Origin of the sequence: Methylocella silvestris, assembly GCF_002891535.1 — a bacterium.
Taxonomy (GTDB): domain Bacteria; phylum Pseudomonadota; class Alphaproteobacteria; order Rhizobiales; family Beijerinckiaceae; genus Methylocapsa; species Methylocapsa silvestris_A.
Genome location: NZ_PDZR01000008.1, coordinates 72,541 through 97,751, shown reverse-complemented (window position 1 = coordinate 97,751; position 25,211 = coordinate 72,541). Strand labels below are relative to the sequence as shown.

At 64.5% G+C, this 25,211-nt stretch carries 24 protein-coding genes; 14 read left to right on the top strand and 10 right to left on the bottom strand.

From position 1 onward, the window contains the following. Window positions 1-36: 36 nt before the first annotated feature. The 5 genes from CR492_RS09220 to CR492_RS09200 are packed head-to-tail and all read right to left on the bottom strand — an operon-like array spanning window position 37 to window position 4,889. Window positions 37-783: an ABC transporter permease gene (locus tag CR492_RS09220; protein WP_102843457.1), complete on the bottom strand. Its 747-nt coding sequence runs from the start codon at window positions 781-783 to the stop codon at window positions 37-39. Next, the gene (locus CR492_RS09215) at window positions 780-1,718 is read right to left on the bottom strand and encodes an ABC transporter ATP-binding protein (protein ID WP_102843456.1); all 939 of its coding nucleotides are present in this window, start codon (window positions 1,716-1,718) and stop codon (window positions 780-782) included. The genes CR492_RS09220 and CR492_RS09215 overlap by 4 nt, the downstream gene beginning before the upstream one ends. Continuing rightward, window positions 1,715-2,884 (bottom strand): ABC transporter permease, encoded by a 1,170-nt coding sequence (locus CR492_RS09210; RefSeq protein ID WP_102843455.1) that lies wholly within the window; start codon window positions 2,882-2,884, stop codon window positions 1,715-1,717. Before CR492_RS09210 ends, CR492_RS09215 begins: the two co-directional genes overlap by 4 nt. Then, window positions 2,881-3,801 carry an ABC transporter substrate-binding protein gene (locus CR492_RS09205; RefSeq protein WP_102843454.1) on the bottom strand — a complete coding sequence of 307 codons (921 nt, stop codon included), beginning with the start codon at window positions 3,799-3,801 and terminating at the stop codon, window positions 2,881-2,883. Before CR492_RS09205 ends, CR492_RS09210 begins: the two co-directional genes overlap by 4 nt. Further along, window positions 3,798-4,889 (bottom strand): ATP-dependent DNA helicase, encoded by a 1,092-nt coding sequence (locus CR492_RS09200; protein WP_102843453.1) that lies wholly within the window; start codon window positions 4,887-4,889, stop codon window positions 3,798-3,800. The genes CR492_RS09205 and CR492_RS09200 overlap by 4 nt, the downstream gene beginning before the upstream one ends. Window positions 4,890-5,036: 147 nt before the next feature. On the opposite strand from CR492_RS09200, the gene CR492_RS09195 reads away from it, so the two are divergent. Further along, complete coding sequence (locus tag CR492_RS09195) at window positions 5,037-5,540, top strand: DUF3455 domain-containing protein (protein ID WP_102843452.1); 504 nt, start codon at window positions 5,037-5,039, stop codon at window positions 5,538-5,540. Window positions 5,541-5,659: 119 nt separating this feature from the next. On the opposite strand, the gene msrP is transcribed toward CR492_RS09195, so the two are convergent. Next, entirely contained in the window at window positions 5,660-6,649 is a 990-nt protein-coding gene (gene msrP, locus CR492_RS09190; protein WP_102843514.1) for a protein-methionine-sulfoxide reductase catalytic subunit MsrP, read from the bottom strand. Window positions 6,650-6,897: 248 nt separating this feature from the next. Here msrP and CR492_RS09185 point away from each other — a divergent pair, with 248 nt between their 5' ends. The 5 genes from CR492_RS09185 to CR492_RS09160 all read left to right on the top strand — a co-directional run bounded on the left by CR492_RS09185 (window position 6,898) and on the right by CR492_RS09160 (window position 12,787). Beyond that, entirely contained in the window at window positions 6,898-7,263 is a 366-nt protein-coding gene (locus CR492_RS09185) for an ArsR/SmtB family transcription factor (protein ID WP_180982490.1), read from the top strand. Beyond that, window positions 7,260-7,793, top strand: a complete 534-nt coding sequence (locus CR492_RS09180; RefSeq protein ID WP_102843450.1) for an SRPBCC family protein — start codon at window positions 7,260-7,262, stop codon at window positions 7,791-7,793. Before CR492_RS09185 ends, CR492_RS09180 begins: the two co-directional genes overlap by 4 nt. 364 nt (window positions 7,794-8,157) lie before the next feature. Beyond that, entirely contained in the window at window positions 8,158-11,205 is a 3,048-nt protein-coding gene (locus CR492_RS09170; RefSeq protein ID WP_146030225.1) for a bifunctional diguanylate cyclase/phosphodiesterase, read from the top strand. Window positions 11,206-11,339: 134 nt separating this feature from the next. Next, window positions 11,340-12,227, top strand: coding sequence for an S-methyl-5'-thioadenosine phosphorylase (locus tag CR492_RS09165; RefSeq protein WP_102843447.1), 888 nt, complete (start codon window positions 11,340-11,342; stop codon window positions 12,225-12,227). Beyond that, window positions 12,227-12,787, top strand: a complete 561-nt coding sequence (locus CR492_RS09160; protein WP_102843446.1) for an adenine phosphoribosyltransferase — start codon at window positions 12,227-12,229, stop codon at window positions 12,785-12,787. The genes CR492_RS09165 and CR492_RS09160 overlap by 1 nt, the downstream gene beginning before the upstream one ends. 67 nt (window positions 12,788-12,854) lie before the next feature. On the opposite strand, the gene CR492_RS09155 is transcribed toward CR492_RS09160, so the two are convergent. Then, the gene (locus tag CR492_RS09155) at window positions 12,855-13,289 is read right to left on the bottom strand and encodes a DUF1801 domain-containing protein (protein WP_102843445.1); all 435 of its coding nucleotides are present in this window, start codon (window positions 13,287-13,289) and stop codon (window positions 12,855-12,857) included. 11 nt (window positions 13,290-13,300) lie between these two features. Then, window positions 13,301-13,654 (bottom strand): hypothetical protein, encoded by a 354-nt coding sequence (locus CR492_RS09150; RefSeq protein WP_245412028.1) that lies wholly within the window; start codon window positions 13,652-13,654, stop codon window positions 13,301-13,303. A gap of 144 nt (window positions 13,655-13,798) precedes the next feature. On the opposite strand from CR492_RS09150, the gene rph reads away from it, so the two are divergent. The 3 genes from rph (at window position 13,799) to CR492_RS09135 (ending at window position 15,578) form a co-directional block, all read left to right on the top strand. After that, window positions 13,799-14,512 (top strand): ribonuclease PH, encoded by a 714-nt coding sequence (gene rph / locus CR492_RS09145; protein WP_102843444.1) that lies wholly within the window; start codon window positions 13,799-13,801, stop codon window positions 14,510-14,512. Next, complete coding sequence (rdgB, locus tag CR492_RS09140; protein ID WP_102843443.1) at window positions 14,512-15,141, top strand: RdgB/HAM1 family non-canonical purine NTP pyrophosphatase; 630 nt, start codon at window positions 14,512-14,514, stop codon at window positions 15,139-15,141. The genes rph and rdgB overlap by 1 nt, the downstream gene beginning before the upstream one ends. A gap of 119 nt (window positions 15,142-15,260) precedes the next feature. Then, complete coding sequence (locus CR492_RS09135; protein WP_102843442.1) at window positions 15,261-15,578, top strand: hypothetical protein; 318 nt, start codon at window positions 15,261-15,263, stop codon at window positions 15,576-15,578. Between the two features lie 197 nt (window positions 15,579-15,775). On the opposite strand, the gene CR492_RS20760 is transcribed toward CR492_RS09135, so the two are convergent. Then, window positions 15,776-16,651, bottom strand: a complete 876-nt coding sequence (locus CR492_RS20760; RefSeq protein ID WP_180982489.1) for a hypothetical protein — start codon at window positions 16,649-16,651, stop codon at window positions 15,776-15,778. Window positions 16,652-16,803: 152 nt separating this feature from the next. Here CR492_RS20760 and hemW point away from each other — a divergent pair, with 152 nt between their 5' ends. The 3 genes from hemW (at window position 16,804) to CR492_RS09115 (ending at window position 20,699) form a co-directional block, all read left to right on the top strand. Beyond that, window positions 16,804-17,973, top strand: a complete 1,170-nt coding sequence (gene hemW, locus CR492_RS09125) for a radical SAM family heme chaperone HemW (protein WP_102843441.1) — start codon at window positions 16,804-16,806, stop codon at window positions 17,971-17,973. Between the two features lie 245 nt (window positions 17,974-18,218). Beyond that, on the top strand, window positions 18,219-20,057 hold the full coding sequence (locus CR492_RS09120; RefSeq protein WP_180982488.1) for a DUF882 domain-containing protein: 1,839 nt from the start codon (window positions 18,219-18,221) through the stop codon (window positions 20,055-20,057). A 159-nt stretch (window positions 20,058-20,216) separates the two neighbouring features. Then, on the top strand, window positions 20,217-20,699 hold the full coding sequence (locus CR492_RS09115; RefSeq protein WP_102843512.1) for an MmcB family DNA repair protein: 483 nt from the start codon (window positions 20,217-20,219) through the stop codon (window positions 20,697-20,699). A 4-nt stretch (window positions 20,700-20,703) separates the two neighbouring features. Here CR492_RS09115 and CR492_RS09110 read toward each other — a convergent pair whose 3' ends face one another. Continuing rightward, window positions 20,704-22,665, bottom strand: a complete 1,962-nt coding sequence (locus CR492_RS09110; RefSeq protein ID WP_102843439.1) for an AI-2E family transporter — start codon at window positions 22,663-22,665, stop codon at window positions 20,704-20,706. 254 nt (window positions 22,666-22,919) lie between these two features. Here CR492_RS09110 and CR492_RS09105 point away from each other — a divergent pair, with 254 nt between their 5' ends. Both CR492_RS09105 and CR492_RS09100 read left to right on the top strand, forming a co-directional pair. Further along, a complete protein-coding gene (locus CR492_RS09105) occupies window positions 22,920-23,894 on the top strand; it encodes a flagellar motor protein MotA (protein WP_102843438.1) in 975 nt (324 codons plus the stop codon). Beyond that, window positions 23,894-24,913, top strand: a complete 1,020-nt coding sequence (locus CR492_RS09100) for a peptidoglycan -binding protein (RefSeq protein ID WP_102843437.1) — start codon at window positions 23,894-23,896, stop codon at window positions 24,911-24,913. Before CR492_RS09105 ends, CR492_RS09100 begins: the two co-directional genes overlap by 1 nt. The last annotated feature ends 298 nt before the right edge of the window (window positions 24,914-25,211 follow it).

Here is a 25,211-nt window from a genome sequence, read left to right as displayed (position 1 = left end):
ACGGGACAGGATAATGCGAGAGCCCTCCTGTACCAATCATCTTGGGCGGACCGCGGCCTCGAGCGCCGCAAAGCCGCGGTCGGCGGTGACGGCGAGCAGGGCGACGAGAAACCCGCCTTGCAGAACATAGGCCGGATTTGACGCTGAAAGGCCCTCGAGGATGGGCGAGCCGAGCGACAGCGCGCCGACGCTGGAGCCGATCGCCGCCGTGCCGATGTTGATGATGACGGCGCTGCGCAGACCCGCGAGGATGAAGGGCAGCGCCAGCGGCAGTTCGATCTCGAGCAGCATGATCCCTGGCGCAAAGCCCACGCCCTGCGCCGCGTCCCGCACGCCGGAGGGAACATTGGCGAGTCCTGTAAAGGCGCCTTCGAGGATAGGCAAAATGGCGTAAAGGCTCAAGGCGGCCAGCGCCGGCGCCGCGCCATAGCCGAGCAACGGCACGGAAAGAGCGAGAACGGCGACCGGCGGGAAAGTCTGGCCGACGGCGGCGACCGCGCTGACGAGCGGACGAAAATCGCGTCCGCTGTCGCGGGTGACGAAAATCGCAAGGCCAACGCCGATGATCGCCGCGATGAGGCTTGATACGGCGACGAGTTCGCAATGGGCGAGCGTCAGCGCGAAAAAACTTGCGCGCGTATAGAGCGGGCGCGGATCCTCCGGAAACAACAGGGCAAACAGCGGCGTGCTAAAGGGCGCGGCGGCAAGCAAGAATGCGAGCAGCGCCGCCAGCCACAGCGCCGGCTGGCGTAATGCGCAACGGGTCAGTCGCTCTGCATTCATTGAGGAGCGCCGCCCGCGACGATATCGGCGAGACCGATTTCACCGACTATCCTTCCAGTCTCGTCAGCGACGGCAAGGCGACTCACATGATGATCGAGCATCATGTTCAGCGCGGCCCGCAGCGTGGCGTTCCCGCCGATCGCCGTCGTCGAAGGGCGATGCGACAGCGGCGCTATTCGATCGCGAATTTCGACAAGATCGAGCAGCCGCAACGGCAGCTCGTCGCGGCCGAGAAAGCCGCGAACGAATTCGTCGACAGGCCGCATCAATATGTCGGCGGGGGTTCCGGCCTGCGCCACGCGGCCCTTGTTCATCACGACGATGCGTGTGGCCAGGCGCAACGCCTCATTGATGTCATGGGTGACGAACAGAAAGGTCTTGCCGCTGACCTCATGCAGGCGCCGCATCTCATCCTGCAAGGCGGCGCGGCTGATCGGGTCCAGCGCGGCGAAGGGTTCGTCCATCAGGATGATGTCGGGGTCCGCAGCGAGCGCGCGGGCGACGCCGATCCGCTGCTGCTGGCCTCCCGACAATTCGCGCGGATAGCGGGGAAGCAGAGCCTTGTCGATCTGCATCGCGGCGACGACCTCGGCCATGCGCGCGGCGATCCTGGGCCGGCTCCAGCCGAGCAGCCTCGGCACGGCGGCGATGTTGCGCTCAACGGTCCAATGCGGAAACAGGCCGACCGACTGGATGCAATAGCCGACGCCGCGCCGCAATTTGATCGGGTCCAGAGTCGCTATATCCACCCCGCCGATGACGATCCGCCCTCTGTCCGGCGCGATCATGGCGTTGACCATCCTGAGCACGGTCGACTTGCCGCAGCCGGAGGGGCCGAGCAGCACACAGAAATCGCCCGCCGCCACATTGAGCGAGACATTCTCGACCGCAACCGTCGGCCCGAAGAATTTGGCGACGCCGTCGAGCTCGATCATCGTTTTCCCCGCGCAGCGGAGAGGCCCGCCGAGAAGACAAGATCGGCGGCGAGCGCCATCAGGATGATCGGGATCGCGCCGAGCAGCACGAGATCCAGCGCATATTGGCCGATGCCCTGAAAGACGAAAACGCCGAGGCCGCCCGCGCCGATGAGCGCCGCGACCGTGGCAAGCCCGATCGCCTGAATGGCGACGACGCGCAAACCGGAAATCAGCGCCGGCAGCGCGAGCGGAAACTCGACCGCGAAGAAGAGGCGGCGCCCGTCGAAGCCAATCCCGCGCGCGGCGTCCTTCACATCGGCGCTGACCTCGTTGAAGCCGGTGACAAAGATGCGCACGAGCGGCCCCAGCGAATAGAGCGTCAGGGCGATGATGGCGGGCGCCGCCCCGGTGCCGCCGACGCCCCATGCGCCAAGCAAGGGAAAGCGCCCGGCCAGCGCGGCGAGCGGCGCGATCAACACGCCAAACAGCGCAATCGAGGGAATCGTCTGCACGACGCCAAGGGTTGCAAACAACAGGCCGCGCCAATGGGCGCGATGCAGCGCCAGCACGGTCAAGGGTATGCTGATGGCCAAGGCGATCGCGACGCTTGCGCCGACGAGCGCCATATGGCGCCAAAGCTGAACCATGAACTCGGCGCGATGGACGGCAAATTCCCTGGCGAGCGCCAGCTGCGCGAAAACGCCCGCCTGCGCCAGCGCCGCGAAGCCGGCGGCAAAACCCGCGCCGATCGCGACCCGCAAGGCGAACGGCAGGCGGCCGCGCTGCGCGGCGTTGAGCGCGCAAAGAGCAGCGAGCGCAATGAGGATCCAGAAGGCGGCGCCAAGGGAGGTGCGCGCAGCGGGCTTTGCGCCCTCGGCGAGGCGATCGGCAAAATGGGCCGAGGCGACAAGGCAGCCGAAGAACAAGGCGAACGCGGCGCCGATCGCAGCGAGGGCGCGCGGCTTTTCGCGGGAAAGACAGGAGGCCGCGACCATCGCCGCGAGCGCGCCGGCGATCAAGGCCTGGTCGCCGGGCGGCGCGCGCCACAGCGGCAGCGCAACGCCGTCGGCAAGGCGGTTTGCGGCATGATTGACGAATCCGCCAAGCGCAACCGCCGCGACGCCGGCGCAGGCGAGCGTCAGCAGCACCCGATCAAGAATGAACGGCGTTCCGCGCGCGCTCACAGAAGGTTTTGCTTCATCATATAATCGCGCGCGACAAGGGCCGCGTCCTCGCCTTCCACTGCGATTCTTTCATTCAGCGCGCGCAATGTTTTGAGATGAAGGCCCGCAAAAACGGGCGCCAGCGCCCCCCCGATCTGCGGATAGGCGGCGAGCGTGTCAGCGCGAATAACGGGGGCCGGCGCATAAACCGGTTCGGCGCGGCGCGGGTCTTCGAGCGCGCGAAGATCGAGCGCATCGAGGGCGCCGTCGCTCGCATAGGCCATCGCGGCGTTGACGCCGGATATGCCGGCGGAGGCGGCTTTCATGGTCGCCGTCGTCTCGCCGCCGGAGAGAACCAGCAATTGATCGGCGCCGAGATGAAAATGATAGGCCGCTTCAAAGGCCGGAAGTCCGGCCTCGCTCTCGACAAATTCGGCGGAGGCCGCAAGTCTTACGCGGGCGCCGGAATTGACCCATTTGGCGAAATCTTCGAGCGTTGACAGTGCTTTTTCGCGCGCGAGCGTGTTGGGAACAGAGATGACCCAGCTGTTGTCGGCGTGCGCGGGATCGAGCCAGACGAGATTGTTGGCTTTCAGGTCCAGCATCGCCGCGCGCAAAAAGCCGGCCCTCGCGTCGCGCCAAACAGGATCGTCTTCCTGATGGAAAAAGAAAGCGGCGTTGCCGGTATATTCGACGCAAAGATCGACCGCGCCGGAGATCAGCGCCTGACGCAGGATGGCGGTCGGCCCGATCTGCAGATTCGCGACGACCGGCACGCCCGCGCGGCGCAAGGCGATGAGCATCATCTGCCCCAGCAGCGCGCCTTCAAGATCAAGTTTCGAGCTGACGACCACCGGCGCCGCGGCAAGCGTCGCGGCGGCGGGAAACGCCAGCGCCGAGACAACAAAGCCGCGTCGGGAAAGCAGCGCTGCATTCATATGACAACCGTCAGCCTTTCGGCCGCCCGGGTCACGCCTGTGTAGAGCCATCGGCTGCGATGTTCGCGGAAAGCGAAACTTTCGTCAAACAGCACCACGGAATTCCACTGCGAGCCCTGCGCCTTGTGCACGGTCAGCGCATAGCCGTAATCGAATTCATCGGAGTCGCGCCTCGCCTTCGGCGTCAGCGTATCCTCGCGGCCTTGAAAGAACTCGGGGAGCACGCCGATGCGGAGCGGCTTTCGCGCGGAATCGTCCTCTGGCGTCACATGCAGCACGAGCTTTTTCTTGCGCGTCGTTCCCGTCGTCTTGACGAGCCAGACGCCGCCATTCAGCAAGCCTTTCGTGCTGTCGTTGCGCAGGCAGACAAGCCTGTCGCCAGCTTCGGGAAATTCGGAAACATAGCCATAGAGCTCGCGCATGCGGCGATTGTAGGAGCGCCGCGTGCGGTTGACCCCGACGAGCACCTGATCGCTGGCCGTGACGGCGGCGGCGTCGATGTCGCCGCGCGTGATGATACGGCTTTCGCCATAGGCGCCGGCCTCGAGCCGGCCGCCCTCGCGCACCAGCATCGACAGCCGGATGATCGGATTATCGGCCGCCTGGCGATGGATCTCGGTCAGCATGACGTCGGGCTCGGCCTCGGTAAAGAAGCCGCCGCCGCGCACGGGCGGCAGCTGCGCCGGATCGCCAAGCACCAGCACCGGCTTGCCAAAGGAAAGCAGATCGCGGCCGAGATTTTCATCGACCATGGAGCATTCGTCGATGATGACGAGACTCGCCCTGGAGAGCGCGCTGTCTTCATTGAGGACGAAAGTCGGCTCCTCGGCGTCCGCCTCTCTCGGCCGGTAGATCAGGCTGTGGATGGTTCTTGCGCCCTTGCAGCCTTTCGAGCGCAGCATCAGCGCCGCCTTGCCGGTGAAGGCGGCAAAGATCGTCTCGCCGTCGACGTCTTCGGCGATGCGCCGCGCCAGCGTCGTCTTGCCGACGCCGGCATAGCCGAACAGGCGAAACACCTGCGGCTCGCCGCGCTTCACCCACTCCGCGACGGATTTCAGGGCGCGTTCCTGCTGCGGCGACCAGCTCACGCGGCCAAAACCTTGATCGGCTGAAGAATGGAAAGACTCAAGACAGGCTCGTGTGTTGCAATTTCATAATCTTCTTTGCGCGGCTGGCGGCCGCACTCGGCCTCGGCTAGATTGCCGCGCCGCGCCGCGCGGCAAAGGGGGGATAGCATGAAAATGACCGCCGCGTTCGCAGGACTGGCCGCTCTGGCGCTGACGGCTGAGGCCGCCCCGGCGCAGGATGCGCTAAGCCCCCCGCCCGGGTCAAACCTTCTGCTCGAGGCGCATGCGCAAGGGGTGCAGGTCTATGTCTGCACGAAAAAGGACAATGGTCTCGTCTGGGTTCTGGACGGGCCGGCGGCGGCGCTGTTCAACGCCAAGGGCCGCGAGATCGGCACCCATGGCAAGGGGCCGATGTGGACCCTCGCCGACGGCTCGGCGATCGTCGGCGAGGTCGTCGCCAAGCAGGACGCGCCCGATAAGCGATCAATCCCCTGGCTGCTCGTCAAGGTGACATCGCATACCGGGACGTTCGGCGCGCTGACCAATGCGGAAACCGTACGCCGCATCGACACCGAAGGCGGCGTCGCGCCGCCGGACGGCTGCGACGAGCCCAATCAGGGCGACATCGCGCGCATCCGCTATTCCGCGATGTATCAGTTTTACGGGCAGTAAGGGCGGCTTCAAGGAGGCGTTTCGCCCGAAATGCCTCGGGGGGCGCATAGGGCCCATCCTTCGAGGCGCGCCCTTCGGGCGTTCCTCAGGATGAGAGGTTCGAGCTATTCGGCGCAGCCTCAAACGTAAAGCCGCTCTTTCTCCAGCCCGACATAGAGGCCGGCGACGAATTCGCCGTAGCCATTGAAAATTTGCGTCTTGCGGCGCTCATGCGTCCCCAGCACCTCTTCGCTCGCCTGACTCCAGCGCGGATGCGGCACGTCGGGGTTCACATTGGCCCAAAAGCCATATTCGGACGCCTGCAACTGCTCCCAGAAGGTTTTCGGCCGCTCGGAGACGAAGGAAATCTTGGTGATCGATTTGATCGATTTGAACCCATATTTCCACGGAACTGCCAGCCGCAGCGGCGCGCCGAACTGTTTTCCGAGCGGCTTGCCATAGGCGCCGGTGACGAGAAAAGCGAGATCGTTTGACGCCTCGGCCATGGTCAGCCCCTCGCCATAGGGCCACGGATACCAGATCTGACGCTGTCCCGGCGCCATGGCGCGATTGAGAAAGGTCTCGAAGCGCACATATTTCGCGCCCGACTGGGGCTTTGCCAGATCGACAAAGTGTTTCAGCGGGAAGCCGGTCCAGGGGATCGCCATCGCCCAGGCCTCGACGCAGCGGTGCCGGTAAAGACGCTCCTCGAGCGGGGCGGAGGCAATGAGATCGTCGATGCCGATTTCCCTCGGGGCTTCGACAAGCCCGTCGATTTTTATGGTCCAGGGCCGCGTCTTGAGCGCCTGCGCCGCCTCAAAAATATCCTTGCCCGAGCCGAATTCGTAAAAATTATTGTAGTGGGAATTGATCTCTTCCGGCGTCACATCGCGGTCGAGCTTGAACAGATCGTTTCGCTTGGCGGGATAGAGATTTTGCGTCGGATCGGGCGCCTCCGGCGCGGCGGGCGCGTCACCGCCGAACAGGGAGAAGGCGCGCGCGGAAGGCGCCGCCGCCAGCGCCGTGGCGGCGACGCCGGCCTTCAGCAGCGAGCGGCGCGCGAAAAAGAGCGCCTCGGGCGTCGCCTCGCGCTCCGGAATCTCCCAGCCCTTGCGGCGATGATAGAACATAGGCGGCGTCTCCTTGCGATCTGGCATTGATACGGCGCCGCCGCCCGGATTGTTACGCCGCAGTGGCGGCGCGCCGGTCAAATGCACGCGAGCGGAGCGATAGCTTCCGTGGCGCTCAAGTCCGGTAAAAGTCTTTCACCCGAGCGCGCTGGAGGGTTTGCACAGCGTTCACGCCAGCGCCCGATCACCCATGCCAGTCATTCAACCATATGGTTGACTGTCTTAAAATATGGGCTATATTCAACCTTATGGTTGAATTACAAACGCCCCAGCTCGATTCCATCTTCCACGCTCTTGGCGATTCCACGCGCCGGCGGATGCTGTTTGAGCTCGCCGACGGCGAGCGGACGGTCGGCCAGCTTGCCGAGCCCTTTTCGATCTCGCTGGCCGCCGCCTCCAAGCACATCAAGGCGCTGGAGAACGCCGGCCTGATCCGTCGCGAGATCCACGGCCGCACGCATCTCTGCCGCCTCGAACCCGGACCGCTGGCCAGCGCACACAACTGGCTCGGCTTCTACGAGCGCTTCTGGACCGAACGTCTCGGTGTGCTCGAACAACTTCTCCGCATGGAAGATTCAGGCAAAACCACAGATCCCGAAGGAGACGATTCATGACCGAACTCGCAACCCGCGACGCCTATGGCGTGCTGATCGAACCCGCCACCTTGAAGATCGAACGCCTTGTTCCCGGCCCGATCGAGCGCGTCTGGGCCTATCTCACGGACAGCGAATTGCGCCGCAAATGGCTCGCCGCGGGTGCGATGGAGATGAAGGTCGGGACGGCCTTCGAACTGGTCTGGCGCAACGACGAGCTATCGAGCCCGCCCGGCCAGCGCCCGCCAGGCTTCTCCGAGGAGCACCGCATGGAGAGCCAAATCATCGCGCTCGACCCGCCGCGAAAGCTCACCTTCGCCTGGAACGGCAGCGGCGAGGTCTCCTTCGAGCTGACGCCACAGGGCGAGGATGTGCTGCTCACAGTGATCCACCGCCGCCTGCCCGACCGCACAATGTTGCTGAAAGTCGCCGCCGGCTGGCACGCCCACCTCGACATACTAGTGGCCCGGGTGAATGGCGTGGAGCCGGCCCCTTTCTGGGAGGGGTGGATGCGGTTGAGGGGAGAATATGAGGGGCGGATTCTGGGGTGATTGGGCCAGTATGCGCGCCATTCGTATCCGACGATCGACGGGAAAATCTGCAAATCGAGGTCGATTCTATCGCCGTCGCCAAAGCGGGCGGCGGCGTTTTCTCTGGTGTAAAGGATCGCGCCACCAGGCAGATCCGCCTCGCAATCGTCAAGCTGCCGCATCTGCGAGGTCTGCCATCCCCAGGCGGAATGGCTTTTTATGAGTAGTTTCCGAGTCTCCCATCGCAAAGCGCGGTCGGCCATAATGCATCCGCCAATGGTTCGCTTCGGGGCGCAAGCCCCTTGGTCTGGCCCGGGCGCTTCCTCCTGAACTCAAGGGCGGCATCCAAAATCATCGTGATCCGGGACTGACCTGAAAGATAGACGTGACGAGCAGTGAATCGCCTCCGGTCGGCAGTCGTCCCGAAATGGCGGAAGGCGATCACGCGCTGGCCTATCGTGATCGCCTGATGCACGCCGTCACCATCGGAGCGGCGGCGATCGTCAAGGCCGCGTCGCTCGACCTGGCGATGCCCGAGGCGCTGCCGATCCTGGGCGAGGCGCTCGGCGTCGATCGCGTCATTATCCTGCGGACCAATCCGGCGCCAGAACTGGTCCATATCTGGCAACGGCCAGAGACGCCTCCGCAGATGGACAAACCGTCTTTTGAGACGGCGGTCGCGGATTTGCCTGCCCCGTCGGAGTGGCAAGCGCGAATGAAAGACGGCAAGCCCTGGGTCGCGCAGCGTGCGACAAGCGAAGGCGCCGCACACGCCCTGCTCATGCGCCTCGGCGAGCAGTCGCAGCTAACCGTGCCGATCTTCGCTGGCTCAAGACTCTGGGGCTATCTGGGCTTTGCTTCATGCCTCGCTGCGCGCGACTGGACCGAGCCCGAGATCGATCTTTTGAATATATTCAGCGACATCGCCGGATCGGCGATCATGCGCCATGAAACAGCAAGCGCGCTCGAAGAAAGCCTGGAGCGGTTTCGGTCGATCACAACGGCGGCGCGAGATGGGATCATAGCGATGGGCGCCACAAGGCTCGTCGAGCTGTGGAACCCCGCCGCCGAACGCATCACGGGCTACTCCCCGGCCGAAGCGATCGGCCGTCCGATCAGTGAATTCATTGCCCCACGCTACATCGCCGATTTCATGGAGATCATCGATTCATTCGACGTCACCAGCGAGGTCGCGGCAAACGGTAAGACAATGGAAATTGTCGCCATGCGCAAAGACGGCACCGAAGTCACCCTCGAGACATCCTTCGCCCAGTTGCGCTGCAGCGGCGGCTGGGGCGGCGTCGGCGTCATTCGCGATGTGACCGAGCGAAAGGCCAATGAAGCGAAGCTTATCTTCGCCAATACCCTGTTGAAGAGCGAGATGGAGGCCTCGCGCAGCGGCGTCCTCGTCGTCGATTCGGATGTGAATGTCGTGATGTTCAATCGCCGCTTCGTCGATATGTGGCATCTCCCGGCAGAGCAACTGGCCGGCGTCACCCTGACCGAGCTTTTCGCCTATGCGAGGCCGCTGTTGACCGACCCGGAACGATTTGTCGCCGGCGTATACAACTTGCTCGGCCACCGCGACCAGGACAGCAGCGAGGAATATGCGCTCACGGACGGTCGGATCATCAATCGAGATATTTTACGCCTGTCCGGCCCAGACGGCGGCTATCTCGGTCGGGTCGGCTATTTCAACGACGTGACCGACGAGCGTAACGCCGCCGAAAAGCTGCAATTTGCCAATCTGTTACTCAAGACCCAGATGGAAGCCTCGCTTGACGGCATATTGATCGTCAATGCCGAGATGAAGATCATCGCCTTCAATCAACGCTTCGCCGAAATCTGGCGAATCCCGCTCGTCAATATTCAAAAGGGCGACGACGCGCCTGTGCTGGCCAGCGTGCTGACCAAAGTCAAAGACGAGGCGACCTTCGCCGCCAGCGTCGCCTATCTTTATGCACATCCCGAAGAAACCCGGCACGATGAATTTGAAACGAGCGACGGGCGGTTTATAGCGCGCGACGCCATCCCGCTCATCCATGAGGGCGTCAATCTCGGGCGCGGCTGGTTCTTCCGCGACATCACCGAGCGCAAGCAGGCCGCTGCCTATGCGCTCAAAATGGCACGCTATGATGTGCTGACCGGGCTCGCCAACCGCGCCGTTTTCGTCGAAGCCTTGCAGCACGCAATCGCAGCGACGAGGCGCGGCGAAAAAAGCTTCGCTGTAATCTATCTCGACCTCGATCATTTCAAGGACGTAAACGACACTTTGGGCCATCCGGCCGGAGACCAACTGCTCAGGCAGATCGCTGATTTGCTGGCCTCGACCACCCGTGTGACCGACACGGTGGCGCGCTTTGGCGGCGACGAATTCGCCGTGGTGGTCAGCGATATCAACGATCCGGCCGACGCAGCGATTCTGGCAAAAAAGCTGATTGCCGCGCTCGCCGCCCCGTTTCATGTTTGGGGCAATGAAATCCACACCGGCGCGAGCATAGGCATTGCGAGCTACGGCGCCGAGGCAGACGACGCCGAAACGCTGCTGTCGCATGCCGATGTCGCGCTTTATCGCGCCAAGGCCGAAGGGCGCGGCAACTACCGCTTCTTCACGCAGGCCATGGACAATGAAGTGCAGTCGCGAGTCAAACTGGGCGCAGAGCTGCGCGACGCGATCAATACCGGCCAGCTTTTCCTGATGTATCAGCCGCAAGTGGAAATCGCCAATGGCCACATCAATGGCGTCGAGGCGCTGGTGCGCTGGCGCCATCCTGAACGCGGGGTATTGCGGCCCGATCGGTTCATCCCGCTCGCCGAACATATCGGCATTATCGGCCGCCTGGGAAACTGGGTGCTCTGGGCGGCGTGCCGGCAGGCCCGGCTTTGGCTCGATGCCGGCCTCGCGCCGGTTCGGATCGCCGTCAATGTCTCCGCCCTGCAGTTCAAGGCGCCGATCGCGCTGGAGACCGAAGTCGCCGCCGCGCTACGGGAAACCGCGTTGCCGCCGCATCTGCTCGAACTCGAACTGACCGAAACTGTCCTCGTCGCGGTTACGCGCGAACATAGCGACGTGCTCGAGCGGCTCCGCATGACCGGCGTCACGATCGCGATCGATGATTTCGGCACCGGTTATTCCTCCCTCGAATATTTGCGGCGGTTCCCCGTCAACCGCATCAAGATCGCTCAGGTGTTCGTGAAGGAAGTCGAGACGGAGCGCGACGATGTCGTGATCGTCAAGGCCACAATCGGCCTCGCGCGCGAATTGGCGATCGAGGTCATCGCCGAGGGCGTCGAAACCGAAGCGCAGGCGAGCCTCATCGCCGGCTGGGGATGCAAGGAGGCACAAGGCTTTCTGTTCAGCAGGCCGTTAAGCGCCGAAGACGCCGCGGCAGCCCTGAAAGCCGGCGTCGTTCAACGCCGGACGTCGTCCTGATCGCCATCATCTGTCGCTCGCCGAATCCAACCCGCCCAATACGGCAAATCGGCTCGAACGCCCCGAAAACCCGCCCCTTGCGCCCAGCGCCGCGCGGGTTAAAACTCCGCCGCTCAAGAGGCGGCGTAAAATCAATGACAAAAGCTATTTTGGGAATTATCGGCGGCTCGGGCGTTTATCATCTGCCGGGCCTTGAGGATGTGCGCGAGGAGCGGGTTCGGACCCCATGGGGCGAGCCCTCCGACGCGCTGCGCTTTGGCCGTGTCGGCCAGACCGAGGCGGTGTTTCTGCCGCGCCACGGACGCGGCCATGTGTTTTCGCCCTCCGGCATCAATTACCGCGCCAATATCGACGCCATGAAGCGCGCCGGCGTCACCGACATCGTTTCGGTCTCGGCCTGCGGCTCCTTCAAGGAGGAGCTTTATCCGGGCCTGTTCGTGCTGGTCGACCAATTCGTCGACCGCACCTTTTCGCGGCAAAGCTCGTTTTTCGGCAATGGCTGCGTCGCCCATGTCTCGATGGCTCATCCCGTCGCTCCAGCCTTGCAGGCCCGCGTCGCCCTCGCCGCGCAGGCCGAATCGATCCCCTGCCTGACGGGCGGAACCTATGTCTGCATGGAAGGGCCGCAATTTTCCTCGCTGGCCGAATCGCGCGCCTATAAGGCCGCGGGCTTCGACGTCATCGGCATGACGGCGATGCCCGAAGCAAAACTCGCGCGCGAGGCCGAGATTTCCTATGCGACCGTCGCCATGGTGACCGACTATGATTGCTGGCATCCGGACCATGACGATGTCGACGTCGCCTCGGTGATCGCCGTCGTCAACGCCAATGCGGGCGCGGCGGCGCGGCTGCTGGCGCGGCTGTTGCATGATTTTCCGGCCGAACACGAGCCCTGTCCGGTCGGTTCGGATTGCGCGCTCGACAATGCGATTTTGACGGCCCCGCCGGCGCGGGACCCGGCGCTTTTGAAGAAACTCGACGCGATCATGTCGCGCGTCAATCAGCCGGAGACAACGCCCTAATGACGAGCGAAACCCAGTGGGACCACGATCGCGGCGATCTTAAATCGGCGATCCGCAGCATTCCCGACTATCCAAAACCCGGCATCCTGTTTCGCGACATCACCACGCTGCTTGGCGACGCGCGGGCGTTCCGCCGCGCCATCGACGAATTGGTGCAGCCCTGGTGCGGCGCCAAGATCGACAAGGTGGCGGGCATGGAAGCGCGCGGCTTCATCCTCGGCGGCGCGGTGGCCCATCAGCTCTCGGCCGGCTTCGTGCCGATCCGCAAGAAGGGCAAGCTGCCGCATACCAAGGTGTCGATCGCCTATTCGCTCGAATATGGGCTCGACGAGATGGAGATCCATCAGGACGCCGTCGTCGCCGGCGAAAAGGTGATTCTGGTCGATGATCTGGTCGCGACGGGCGGAACCGCCGTCGGCGCCGTGAGCCTGTTGAAGAAGATCGGCGCCGATGTCGTGGCGGCCTGTTTCGTGATCGACCTGCCGGATCTTGGCGGCGCCGACAAGATCAGGGCGCTCGGCGTGCCGGTGCGGACGCTGGTGAGTTTTCCGGGGCATTGAGCCAAGGAGCAAAGATCGCGCTGCTCAGCGGGGCGCCGGGGCGCAAGGATGCATGGGCGGCGGTCCGCTATGACTTCTTTTTGACTGCGCGTTGGGCGCGCGCTGCGGCGTTGGCCGCCACCGCGGCGCGGATCAATCGCCTGAAGGCGGTTTCGCTGATCTTCTCCCCTTCGCGGAGGTCGATCGCACGTCGCGTCGCGCCTTCGAGGCTTGAATTGAACAGTCTATCTGGATCTTCGATGGAGGCTCCACGCGCGAAGGTGAGCTTCACGACCTGCTTGTAGGATTCCCCTGTGCAGACGATGCCGTAAAGGGACCAGACCGGAATTCCGGGGGATTTTGGCTTCTCCCATTTCCACTCCTCCTCGATGTCGGGGTCGGCGTCGTGGATGAGCTGACGAACATGAGCGAGGGTCTCTCCCCTCCAATCCGCCAGCGCTTCAATCCGCCTGGTGACGTTGGCTGAAGCGGCCTCGCCATTCGGTGGACTCGTCGGCTTCATGCTCTGCCCGTTCACTTGTTGCAGTCGATGAGGTCCTTGTCCTCGATCGAAAAGATCTGCCCGGCCTCGATCGCGATGTTCTTCGCCAGGCAGACTCGGCCGTCCTCGTAGCCCACTTTCGCATCGTAAGTTCCCGTCGCAACGCCGGCAAGGTTCAGCCGCTCGTCGTGGTCGACTTCCTTGTCCTTGTCATTGAGGCACTGGTTTTCGCCGAATTTACCGGTCCCTGCCGGCGCGAGGCGAAGGTCGGACACGGTTTTCGAGGTCAAATTCCAAAATCGCGTCGGCTTTTCGGCGCGAGCGGGACCGCCCGCTGCCAGGGCGAAAGCGGCGAGCGCCACCGCGGCAAATCCATTGATGCGCATGCGAAAACCTTTCGGCGTTTCCTGTCGGCGTTTTTTTGTCTCCGGCGCTGAATACAGAAGCCGCGCCAAGTTGAACAGGGGGCCGAAGTTGCGCAACGCCAAGCGAGCCTCTAGACAGTCGCTTCTCTTCCTTGAGGATTTTTGATGCGCCCTTCCCAGCGCGCCGCCGATGAATTGCGGCCCGTCACCTTTGAACGCAACGTTGCGCGCTACGCCGAGGGCTCATGCCTGATCAAATTCGGCTCGACCCATGTGCTGTGCACGGCCTCGCTCGAAGACAAGCCGCCGGCGTGGCTGCGCGGCCAGGGGCGCGGCTGGGTCAGCGCCGAATACGCGATGCTGCCGCGCGCGACCCATACCCGCACAAGGCGCGAATCGACGACCGGCAAACCGTCCGGCCGCACGCAGGAAATCCAGCGCCTGATCGGGCGCAGCCTGCGCGCCGTCACCAATCTGCAAGGGCTCGGCGAACGCCAGATCACCATCGACTGCGATGTGCTGCAGGCCGATGGCGGCACGCGCACCGCCTCGATCACGGGCGCCTGGGTCGCCCTGCATGATTGCCTGAAATGGATGCGCCAGCGCTCCATCATCAAGGACATGCCGCTGCGCGAGCATGTCGCCGCGATCTCCTGCGGCGTCTCCAGCGGGGAATGTGTGCTCGATCTCGATTACGCCGAGGATTCGGCGGCAGAGACCGACGCCAATTTCGTCATCACGGGATCGGGCTCGCTCGTCGAGGTGCAGGCGACCGCGGAAGGCGCCGTGTTCACCGAAGCGCAGCTCACCGCCATGCTGGCCCTGGCGCGCGGCGGAATCGCGAGCCTCATCGAGATGCAGAAAAGCGCGGTCGCCTGATGGTCCGGGCGCTCGAAGGGCGGCTTGTGATCGCCACGCATAATGCGGGCAAGCTTGCCGAAATGCGCGAACTGCTCGACCATTACGGCGTCAAGGCGGTCTCGGCTGGCGAACTCGGCCTGCCCGAGCCGGAAGAGACCGGCTCGACTTTTCTGGAAAATTCGCGGCTGAAGGCGCTGGCGGCCGCGGAAGGCTCGGCAAGCCCCGCGCTCGCGGATGATTCAGGGCTTTGCGTCGACGCGCTCGGCGGCGAACCGGGCATTTATTCGGCAAGGTGGGCGGGCCCCGATCGCGACTTTGGCATCGGCCGGGCCGCCGTCGAGGAGGCCTTGCGCGCAGCTGGCGCGCAGGCGCCGTTCAAGGCGCATTTCATCTGCGTCCTGACGCTCGCCTTTCCCGATGGAGAGACGGCGAGCTTCGAGGGCCGCGTCGATGGCGAGCTGGTGTTTCCGGCGCGCGGCTCGCTGGTATTCGGCTATGATCCGATCTTTCTGCCGGTCGGCTTGAGCAAAACCTTCGGCGAGATGACGCTGGAGGAAAAGCAGGCGATCCCGGCTAACGGCTCGCCCGCCCTGTCGCATCGCGCGCGGGCGTTTCAGGCTTTTGCCAAGGCTTGTTTTAGCGCCTGACTGCGGCGCATTCCAAAGTTCGGTCAAAAGGTCGCAACCTCGACCAGAGCGCTTGATTTTTGCTCGTGTTTTCGCTTATATTGCAGTGCAATATATGAAGCGCAGGCGAGGAAACGGCGATGTCCGTGGTATGGAACACCAAATATGGATCGCGGAAAGTTCGCCACGATCCGCCGACCCTCAAGGAGGCGATTCTCGCCGCGCAGGGTCTGACCGATCAGCTTCTCGAGCAGGTCGAGATCGCCGCCGCGCTGATGGATCTGCCGGTCGCCGAGGTGCGCGCCGAAGTGCTGAAGAGCGCCCCGCCCCGCAAGGCCGAACAGATCGTCACCTCGAGCGGCCGCGTTCCGCGCACCGTCGTGGTCGAGCGCAAGACGAGCCGCCGCATTCCGGCTGGCGCCGCCCGCCCGCTGATCTCGAGATCTTCGGGGATCTAAAGCATCCGCCCGAGAAGCTGAAGGCTTTTTGGACCAGACGGATGCGTTGAAACAATGCGTTAGAGCAAAAATCCATCCCAGCCAGATCGGCTTGCTCTAAGTCGCGGTTCCAACTTTTCGAACCTGCATTCCTCACAACCAGAGTTTCTGGAGCGTCGGTGAGGCCGGCGCTCCAGTTCAAACGGCCCCGCTCCTGCCTACCGGGCAAGCTCCGCTGTGGCGATGAAGCGCGTCGGCAGGATCGCCTGCGCGCCGCCGATTAGCTTCGGCGGATGGATGCGCGCTGCGCCATAAGCATAGCCAATCTCAAAATCGGAAGGGCGACGCGGCGGCGGCGGCGCGCTGCCCGGCTCGGCGGTCGTCGCTTCCCGCGCGGCGCTCGCAGCGCCCTCCTCGTCAGCGGCCTCTGCGGAGACAGCAGGCTCCTCGAGGGATCTTCGCGGCGGCATGGGCGCGCCGGCCCCGAACGCCGTGGACTCTGGCGGCTTGCCCGGCGCTGCGCGGGCGAGTTCGAGGCGCGGCGGCTGCGCCGGCCCGCTGCCGATCGAAGCCAGCGTCGAGGCGACGCTGCGCAGCAGCCCGCCAAAAATCGACTCTTCCGCGCCGGCGCCGCCAGCATCGACCGCCGCCGGCCGTCCTTGCGCGACCTTCCTCTGCGACGCATTGGACGCGACCATGATCGACGGCTCGCCCGGACGCGGCGCGGCGCAGTTTCGCACGCCAAGCGCGATCAGCTCCTCGCCGCGCAGAACCTTATACTGCCGCGTCAGCGCGCCGAGCCTTGCGCGGACAGCCGGCGGATAGGAATTGAACAATTGCTGCGAGACTTCATAATTGCTCTGATGATTGCGCGGATCGTAAGCAAGATGAAATTTCAGCGTGCTATCGGGATAGACGCATGCATTCGGCAGGCTGAGAGCCAGGGTGCAGGCCGAGCGGCATTCATGCAGGCGGACCTCTCGGCCGGTCGCACGATATAGCTCTGTTTTTTCCTGATATTGGTTCACATAGCCGCCGACATCCTTGGTGACCACGACGGGAGCGGGAATCGGCGGCGGATCGAGATAGCTCACGCTTCACCCATCGCGCAACCGCGCCTCACGCCAACTTTGACGCCGCAACGCTAGAGAATCGTAGTGAACGCTCCGTTAAAGCGGCTCAAGGACCAAACGTCTCGAGCAGGGCTCGATTTTGGCGCCGCCGCGCGCTGTGACATAAGGCGACCATGGCTCATGAACTTCAAAACGGCGCCGACCCGGGTTTCGGCGTCTATGTGCACTGGCCCTTTTGCCTGTCGAAATGCCCCTATTGCGACTTCAACAGCCATGTCCGCCATGAGCCGGTCGACGAGGCGCGCTTCGCCAGCGCCCTGATCGGCGAAATTGCCCACCGCGCCGAGACGACGCGCGGTAGGCAGGTCGCTTCCATCTTCTTCGGCGGCGGGACGCCCTCGCTGATGAGCGCTTCGACCGTGGCCCGCATCATCGAGGCGATCGACAGCTATTGGACCCTCGCGCCCGGCGCCGAAATCACCCTTGAAGCCAATCCGACCAGCGTCGAGGCGACGAAATTCGCCGGCTTTCGCGCAGCAGGCGTCAATCGCGTCTCGATCGGCGTGCAGGCGCTGAACGACGCCGATCTCAAGGCGCTGGGGCGAACCCACTCCAGCGCGGAAGCGCTGGCCGCGCTCCATATCGCGCGCAAAACTTTCGAGCGTTTTTCATTCGATCTCATCTACGCCCGCCCCGGCCAGAGCGTCGCGCAATGGCGAAGCGAACTCGCCTCCGCGCTCGCCCTCGCGCGCGATCATCTCTCGCTCTATCAGCTGACGATCGAACCCGGCACCATGTTCGAGCGGATGCGGGACGCCGGAAAGCTCGTCGTTCCCGGGCCGGATCTTGGCCGCGATTTCTGGGACGCGACGCAGGAGATCATGAACGGCGCCGGACTGCCGGCCTATGAGATCTCCAATCACGCCCGCCCCGGGGCCGAAAGCCGGCACAATCTGATCTATTGGCGCACGGGCGATTATGCCGGCGTCGGGCCCGGCGCGCATGGCCGCATCTCAAGCGGAAATAAACGCCGCGCGCAGGCGACCGAGCGCGATCCGCAAAAATGGCTGAGCGCCGTCGAATTCGCCGGCCATGGCCTGATCGAAAATGAAATCCTCTCCCGCGAGGAGCAGGGCGACGAATTCCTGCTCATGGGCCTGCGCCTCGCCGAGGGAATTGAGGTGGGGCGCTTCGAAGCAACGTCCGGCCGCGGCCTCGACCAGAGCCGGATCCAATCGCTGATCGCCGACGGCATGGTGGAATATACCAGCAGCGGACGCCTCAGGGTCAGCGCCGAAGGGTTTCCCCTGCTCGACGCCGTCGTCGCCGATCTCGCCGCCTGACCACGCCCGTCGCGCCGCCGGGATGATTCCCTGCGGGCGACACACAGCCGCCACATTAGTCGGTGAGTTTGCCAGCGTGTCCGTGGCCGCACTTTAGCGTCATTGCCGCGCAAGCGTTGCGTGTCACACCATGTCGCGGAGCGCCGACGATAACGCATTGTTACGGGCCATTAACGGTTCGAGTTTAATCAATCGATTCATCTTTCCGAGCGCAGCCGCCGCTCGAGCAACCCGCGAGATCGAATTTGCACAAAGGCTGCAGGCGTTTCGTCCCCGCAAGCAAGGCGTTACGGCTCGTCGCGGCTTCGGCCGCCGCGCTGCTCTGCGGTCTCTTTGCCGGATCCTCGACCGAGACCGCCGAAGCCAATGGCGATACGCGCACGCTGAACCTCTATCATTCGCACACGGGCGAATCGATCCAGGCGACATTCCGGGTCAATGGCTCGTACGACCCTGCGGTGCTGGAAAAGCTGAACTATTTCCTGCGCGACTGGCGCAACAATGACCGCACGCGGATGGACCCGCGCCTGTTCGACACGGTGTGGGAAGTCTATCGCTCGGCGGGCGCGACGCAGCCGATCGTGATCTTCTCCGCCTATCGCTCGCCCGAGACCAACGCCATGCTGCGCCGGCGTTCGAGCGCGGTCGCCGAATATTCGCAGCACATGCTCGGCAAGGCGATGGACACCACCATGCCCGGCATGTCGATGGAGCAGATCCGCGAGATCGGCATCAAAATGCAACGCGGCGGCGTCGGCTTCTACTCGCGCGAGAATTTCGTGCATCTCGACGTCGGCGGCGTGCGCAGCTGGCCGCGGCTCAGCTATGAGCAGCTCGCCCGCTTGTTCCCGGACGGCAAGAGCGCGCATCTTGCCTCGAATGGCCGCTCGCTGCCCCGCTATGAGGAAGCCCGCGCCGAGATCGCCTCGCGCGGCGGCGTCGTCAGCGACGCGCCGCAGGTCGTGGCCGGCGGCGGCTTCTTCGGCTGGCTGTTCGGCGGCGGTCGCGACCGCCAGGAGGAGGCCGAGGCCGTCCGCGGCGCGATGCCGGGCCGCGGCCCGGCGCCGTCCGGCGCGACGCAGGTCGCCGCACTCGAAAACCCCGCCCCTGCCGCAAGGATGACGCGCGCCGAGCGCCGCGCCGCCGAAAAGGCCGCCAAAACCGCGCCAGCCCTCGCCGCGATCGACGCCGCCGATCCGCGGGACGCCGGCGCCAATCGGGCGATCGTCGCGGCTGTCGCGCCGCCGCCCGCTCCCGCCCCGCAATCCGTGGCGGCTGCAGTTCCGGCGCCGCCTGTCCCGACGCCGCCAACGCGCGCCGCCGCCAAGGACGCGCCCGTCAAAGACCTGGACAACGAGAAGGATGCGGCGAAGGAAAAGCCCGACGCCTCGGTCAGGCCGCTCCTGGCCTTCGTCCCCCTGCCGCCATCGCGGCCGGATGATCTTGTTGCCTATGCCGACGTGCCGCTGCCGCCGGCGCGCGCCGGGGGCCTGATCCAGACCGCGTCCCTGACAGCCGCCTCCCCGGCTCCTGCCCCGGCCGCTTCCGACGCAGCCGCAAAGCCGGCCCCGACAACCATCGCAGCGAAGATGGACGCGGCGAGAGCCGAGGCCGCCAAAGCCGATCCCGCCAAGGCCAGCGCGGCGATCACCCTTGCCCGCGCCGCAAGCCTTCCGGTCGTCATCACGCGGGGTCCGAAGGATCAGCAGGTCATGCCGGCGAGCGTTCTTGGCTATGCCGCAAGTTCCGGCGCCGCGCCGCGTCAGCGCGTCGCAAATCTCGCCAAGGACGCGCCCGAGATCGTTTCGGCGCGGCTCGACCGGTCGAATTTCAGCGATCTCACCAGCGAAACGCCAACGGCAGAAGCGCCGCCGGCTTCCCTGCTCGGCCAGGCCCTGACCGGTCTGCGGCAGGCGGCCCGCATCGTCCCGGACGCCCTCGCGGCCGCGCCCTCGGCTGGCTACAGATTGGCGTTCGGCGCAGCCTCTGGCATTCTCAATTACGCCAGCTTCACCAAACCGCAGCCGCCCGCGGCGGCCTCGCATGCGGATAAGGTCAGCATCGTCGACGCTTCGACGAAATAGTTTCCCGTGCGGGCGGACAGGCGCCGCAAGGAATGCCGACGGGGATTGGCCATTGAACGGCCGGTCGGTTTCGCGCATGGTTCGCGGCGCAAAATCCTTTTGAGGCGAACGATCGCGTTCGTCCCGCGCCATTCGCATCGCCACACCGTCAAGCGCCTGATGCCACGATTGATCGAACCTGCTGCGCCGTATGACGGACGCCAATCCGAGACCGCGCTTTTCGTCGCGCGCGGCACGCGGCGGCTGCTGCGGCGCCTCAATTTTTCATCCGTTACCGAACTTCCCCTTCTGTCCGGACGGCGCGCTGACATCGCGGCTCTGGCTAGCGACGGCGCGGTCTTGATCGTCGAGATCAAATCCTCGATCGCGGACTTCCGCACGGACGCGAAATGGCGCGACTACCGCGCTCATTGCGATCGGCTGTATTTCGCTATTCCCGAGACAATGCCGGTCGAGATCATGCCGGCCGACGCCGGGCTGATCGTCGCCGACGCCTATGGAGCCGAGATTTTGCGAGAGGCGCCCGAGCATCGCATGGCCCCGGCGACGCGGCGCGCCGTGCTGATCCGCTTCGCCCAGGCCGCGGCGCAGCGTCTGCATGGGCTCAGCGACCCGGAGGCGATGGCGATCGGGGTGTTCTGAAAAATCAGGCCGCGCCGGCGAGGACAGGCGCCGCCGATGGGCTCGCAATCACAGCCTTTTGCGCGTTCGCTTCCGCGACGAAGAAAGACGCAGCTTCGGCAAGGCTTGTCACGCAGGCGTCGGCGCGGATCTGGCCGCAGAGTTCGCCCGCGCGCTCCGCCTCGCAGCGCCAGAAGCCGACGATGATTTTGGCGTCCGGCAGACGCCGGCGCAGCCGTCGGATTGCATAGCGGACCTGCGCCGCGCTCGCCTCCGAGCCGAGATAGGACAGGCAGATCATCTGCGCGCCGGAACCGACCAGGTTGAGAATGCCGCCGATCCGCAGAATGTCGGCCGGCTCGACCTTGGCGCGGAATCCATGCTTTTCAAGAATTTGCGCAAGCAATCCCGCCGCCGCCTCATCCAGCGGATGACGCCCGGCGATGCACAGCACGGGCTTGCGCCCGGGCTCCGGCTCCGGCGGCGCATGGTCAGGCGGGGGCTCCAGCGCCAGCGGCGCCTGCGACTCGCCGATATCAGCGACGGGCGGCTCGCGCGACGGCGGCTGCGCCGGCGCCTCGTCCGTATGATCGGCGAGATCATCGATCATCTCGTCGATCGCCTCCTTGATCCGCTTCTGGCGACCCTCCGGCAGCACGCCGCGGCGAAAATCCGCCTCGGCCATCAGCAGCCCATTCAGGGCCACTTCATCGTAATAAGAGATCAGCGGACCGACCTTCAAGAACGCCTCCGCCTGGTCGGCGACCTCCGACGCGTCGCCGACCAGCATGCGCTGGTAGAAGTGCTCGACGGGGGTTAGCGCCGGCGCATCGCCTAGAATGACGTCGAGAAAATTCAGCTGTTCGACGTGGCGCCCAAGCACGACGAGGCAAACAGTGAGCGGCGTCGACAACACGAGGCCGACCGGCCCCCAGAGCCAGGTCCAGAACGTCGCCGCAACGACGACGGCAATGGGCGAAAGGCCCGTATTTCGACCGTACAGCAAAGGCTCGATGAACTGTCCGACGGCGAGCTCCAGGACGAGGAACAGCGCGAGTGTCTCAAGCGCCATGGTCCAGCCGGGATCGACGGCGGCGGCGAGCGCGACCGGCAGGCCGGCAGCCACGATCGCGCCAATATAGGGCACGAAACGCATGAGAAAGCCGATCATTCCGAACAGCAACGGCCCCGGAACCCCGATCACGTAGAGGCCGGCGGCGACGACAACGCCGAAGGCGGCGTTGAGAAGCGTTTGCGCCAGGAAAAACCGGCTCAGTCGTTCTGCGGCGTCGTTCATCGCGACAGTCGTGCGTTGCAGATCGCGCGTGCCGACGAGACTGATGAAGCGATTGCGCAGATCCTCGCGCTGCAAGAGGATGAAGATCGCGAAAATCACGACGATGGCGATCGTCTCCAGCGGCGACAGCGCCGTGCCGACAATGGTTTGCAGCATGGAAAGGGGAGTCGGCCCGGCCTCGCGCACCTCCACCGGAATGGGTTTGGGTCCTTCGTCGTGCTCCGGCGCAGGGGCCGCAGCCCGATCGCCGCCGCTTTTATGTCCGAGCGCTCCAAGCCCCTGGAAAAGGCTTGCCCCCTTTTCCATAAGCCCATTGGCGGCCACGAGCTCGCGCGCTGAGGCGACCTTGCTGGTGATGGTCGCCTGATATTTGGGCAGGTCGACGGCAAGGTCCGAAACCTGGCGAGTCAGCGCCGCGCTGATCGCGAAGGTGACGGCAAGGCTGGCGATCACCACGATCAGCACCGCGACAACCCGGTTGAGGCCAAGCCCGCGTAAAAGGCGGACCGGCGGCGAAAGCACGAAGCTGAGGAGAACAGCGATGGCGATCGGCACGAAGACGCTGCGGGCGGCATAGAGCGCGACAATGCAAAGCGTCGCAATCATCAAGGTCGCCAGCATATCGAGCGTTCGCGTGATGTCGCGCTCGTCGGATGGGCGCGTGCGCGGAACGTCGAACGGCTCGCTCATCCAAAAATCTCCTTTGCGGAAAAACCAACGTTATCCCGCTCGGCAAAGTTCCGCCAACGCCCGCGGGAGTCGGGGAGGCCGTTGAAAAAACACTCATTCAATTTTCTCTAAAGCCAGAATCCGAAAGCGTTGGGCGCCGGACGTCAGGGCGCTGGCAAAATCGTGTCGAATCTTGCTAATGTCCCCACAGCAAACGGCGCAAGCGCAAGGCGGGCGCGCCGACAACAGCCTCCTTCGCGCGTCAGGTGACCCATATGGACGGTGACGACCGCCGCCTTTTGTCCCGCCCGGTCATCTATGTCGTGCGGATGCTCGTCTTTCTGATCCTCGTCGGCTTTTGCGCGCTGATCCTTTACCGTCAGATCGCGACCGCCTTCCTCGCCAATCCAGCGCTGAACGGGCTTATCCTCGCCGTTCTCGCGCTTGGAATCCTGCTTGCCTTGCGCCAGGTGCTGCGACTGTTCCGCGAGGCGAACTGGGCCAACGCCCTGCTGGGCGGCGGCGGCGGCAAAAGGGTCAAGCCGCCCACGCTGCTCGCGCCGGTGGCCCAGCTTTTTCGCGCAAAGCCTTTCATCAACGCGCCGGCGGCGCTGCCGCTTCGCGCCGTGCTCGACACCATCGGGGCGCGGCTCGACGAATCACGCGACACCGCCCGCTATCTGACCGGCCTCCTCGTGTTCCTCGGCCTGCTCGGCACCTTTTGGGGTTTGCTTGAGACAGTCGGCTCGATCGGAGGCGTCATCAAGTCGATGCAGACAGGCTCGGACGCCGCGGTCATGTTCGACGATCTCAAAAGCGGCCTGTCGGCGCCAATCGCCGGCATGAGCATCTCCTTCACCTCCTCGCTGTTCGGACTCGCCGGCTCTCTGGTGCTCGGCTTTCTCGATTTGCAGGCGGGGCACGCCCAGAACCGTTTCTTCACCGAGCTCGAAGACGCCCTGACGGCGCTTCCCCTCGCTGACGCCCATGACGCCGCCGCCCGCTATGAGGGGCTGCCGCCGGAGCTCAGCGCCGCGTTGCAGACGATCGCTGTCTCCGTCGACCAGACGCAGGCCAAAGCGACCTCGGTCGCGGTCGCAAGCCTCGCCGACGGCGTACAGGCGCTGGTTCAGCACATGCGCTCCGAGCAGCAGATCATCCGTGACTGGGTGGAAGCGCAGGCCGAACGCAACCGCGAGGTCAAGGACGCGCTGGAGCGGCTCGCCGAAGGGCTGAAGGAGCGCGGCTGATGGCGCCGCCCCGCTCACGTCAGCGCATCCGCCAGATCGACTATTGGCCGGGCTTCGTCGACGCTTTGTCGACCATGCTGCTGGTCATCATTTTTCTGCTCTCCGTGTTCATGCTGGCGCAATTCTTTCTTGCCCGTGAGGTGACCGGGAAGGACACCGCCCTCGAAAAGCTGAACCGCCAGATCCAACAGCTGAGCGCGCTGCTCGCGCTGGAGCGCTCAGGCAAGACCGAGTCGGACGAGAAAGCGGCCATCCTCGCCTCAAATCTCGACGCCGCGCAGAGGGACAAGGCCCGGCTGCAGGGAGCGATCGATTCGAAGGCCGCAGGCGTCGGCGATGGCGGAGCCGGCGCGCAGCAGCAATTGGCGGCCGAAAAGGACGCCTCCGCGGCCGCGCTGGCGCAAATCGAAATTCTCAACCAGCAAATTTCGGCGCTCCGCCGCCAGCTCGCCGCGCTGGAGGATGCTTTGGCGGCGTCGGAAAAATCAGGCGCAGAGTCGCAGACAAAGATCGCCGATCTCGGCTCGCGCCTCAATATCGCGCTGGCGCAAAAGGTGCAGGAGCTCGCCCGCTACCGCTCCGATTTCTTCGGCCGGCTGCGGCAAATTCTCGGCGACCGGCCGGGCGTCAGCGTCGTCGGCGACCGCTTCATCTTCCAATCCGAGGTGCTCTTTGAATCAAGCCAGGCGACGCTTGACGCAGCCGGCCGCGCCGAACTCGACAAGCTGGCGAGCGCCCTGATCGAACTCGAGCATGAAATTCCTCCCGACATTCCGTGGATCATCCGCGTTGACGGCCACACGGACAGGAAGCCGATCCAGTCGTCGCAATATCCTTCAAACTGGTCGCTATCGGCGGCCCGCGCCATCGCTGTCGTGCAATACCTTGTATCGAAAGGCGTTTCGCCACAGCGGCTCGCGGCGGCCGGTTTCGGCGAGTTCCAGCCGCTCGATCCGGCTGAGGGCGATGACGCAAACCGTCACAACCGGCGGATCGAGCTGAAAATCACCGAAAGATAGCGAGTCCAAACGCCTGGCTGCGCGTCAAGGATCGATCGCCTCGGACGATTGGCCGCGCTTGACGCCCGCCGCGGCCGATGAGAATGTGATTTTGTTGGGAGACCAGCGGCAGGCAGCCAAGCCTGTCTCTTTTTGTGCGCTTCGGCTTTGGGCGCTCAATTTTCGCCGTGAGGGGTCCGTCGCGAGATGTGCGCGATGGCGCCGCGAGCCAAAAGCAAAGAAGACAACTTGACGTAACAATAATCCTGGTCTTGCGGGAGCCGGGAAAATTCGTCTACGAGGTCAATAGCTTGTGGGC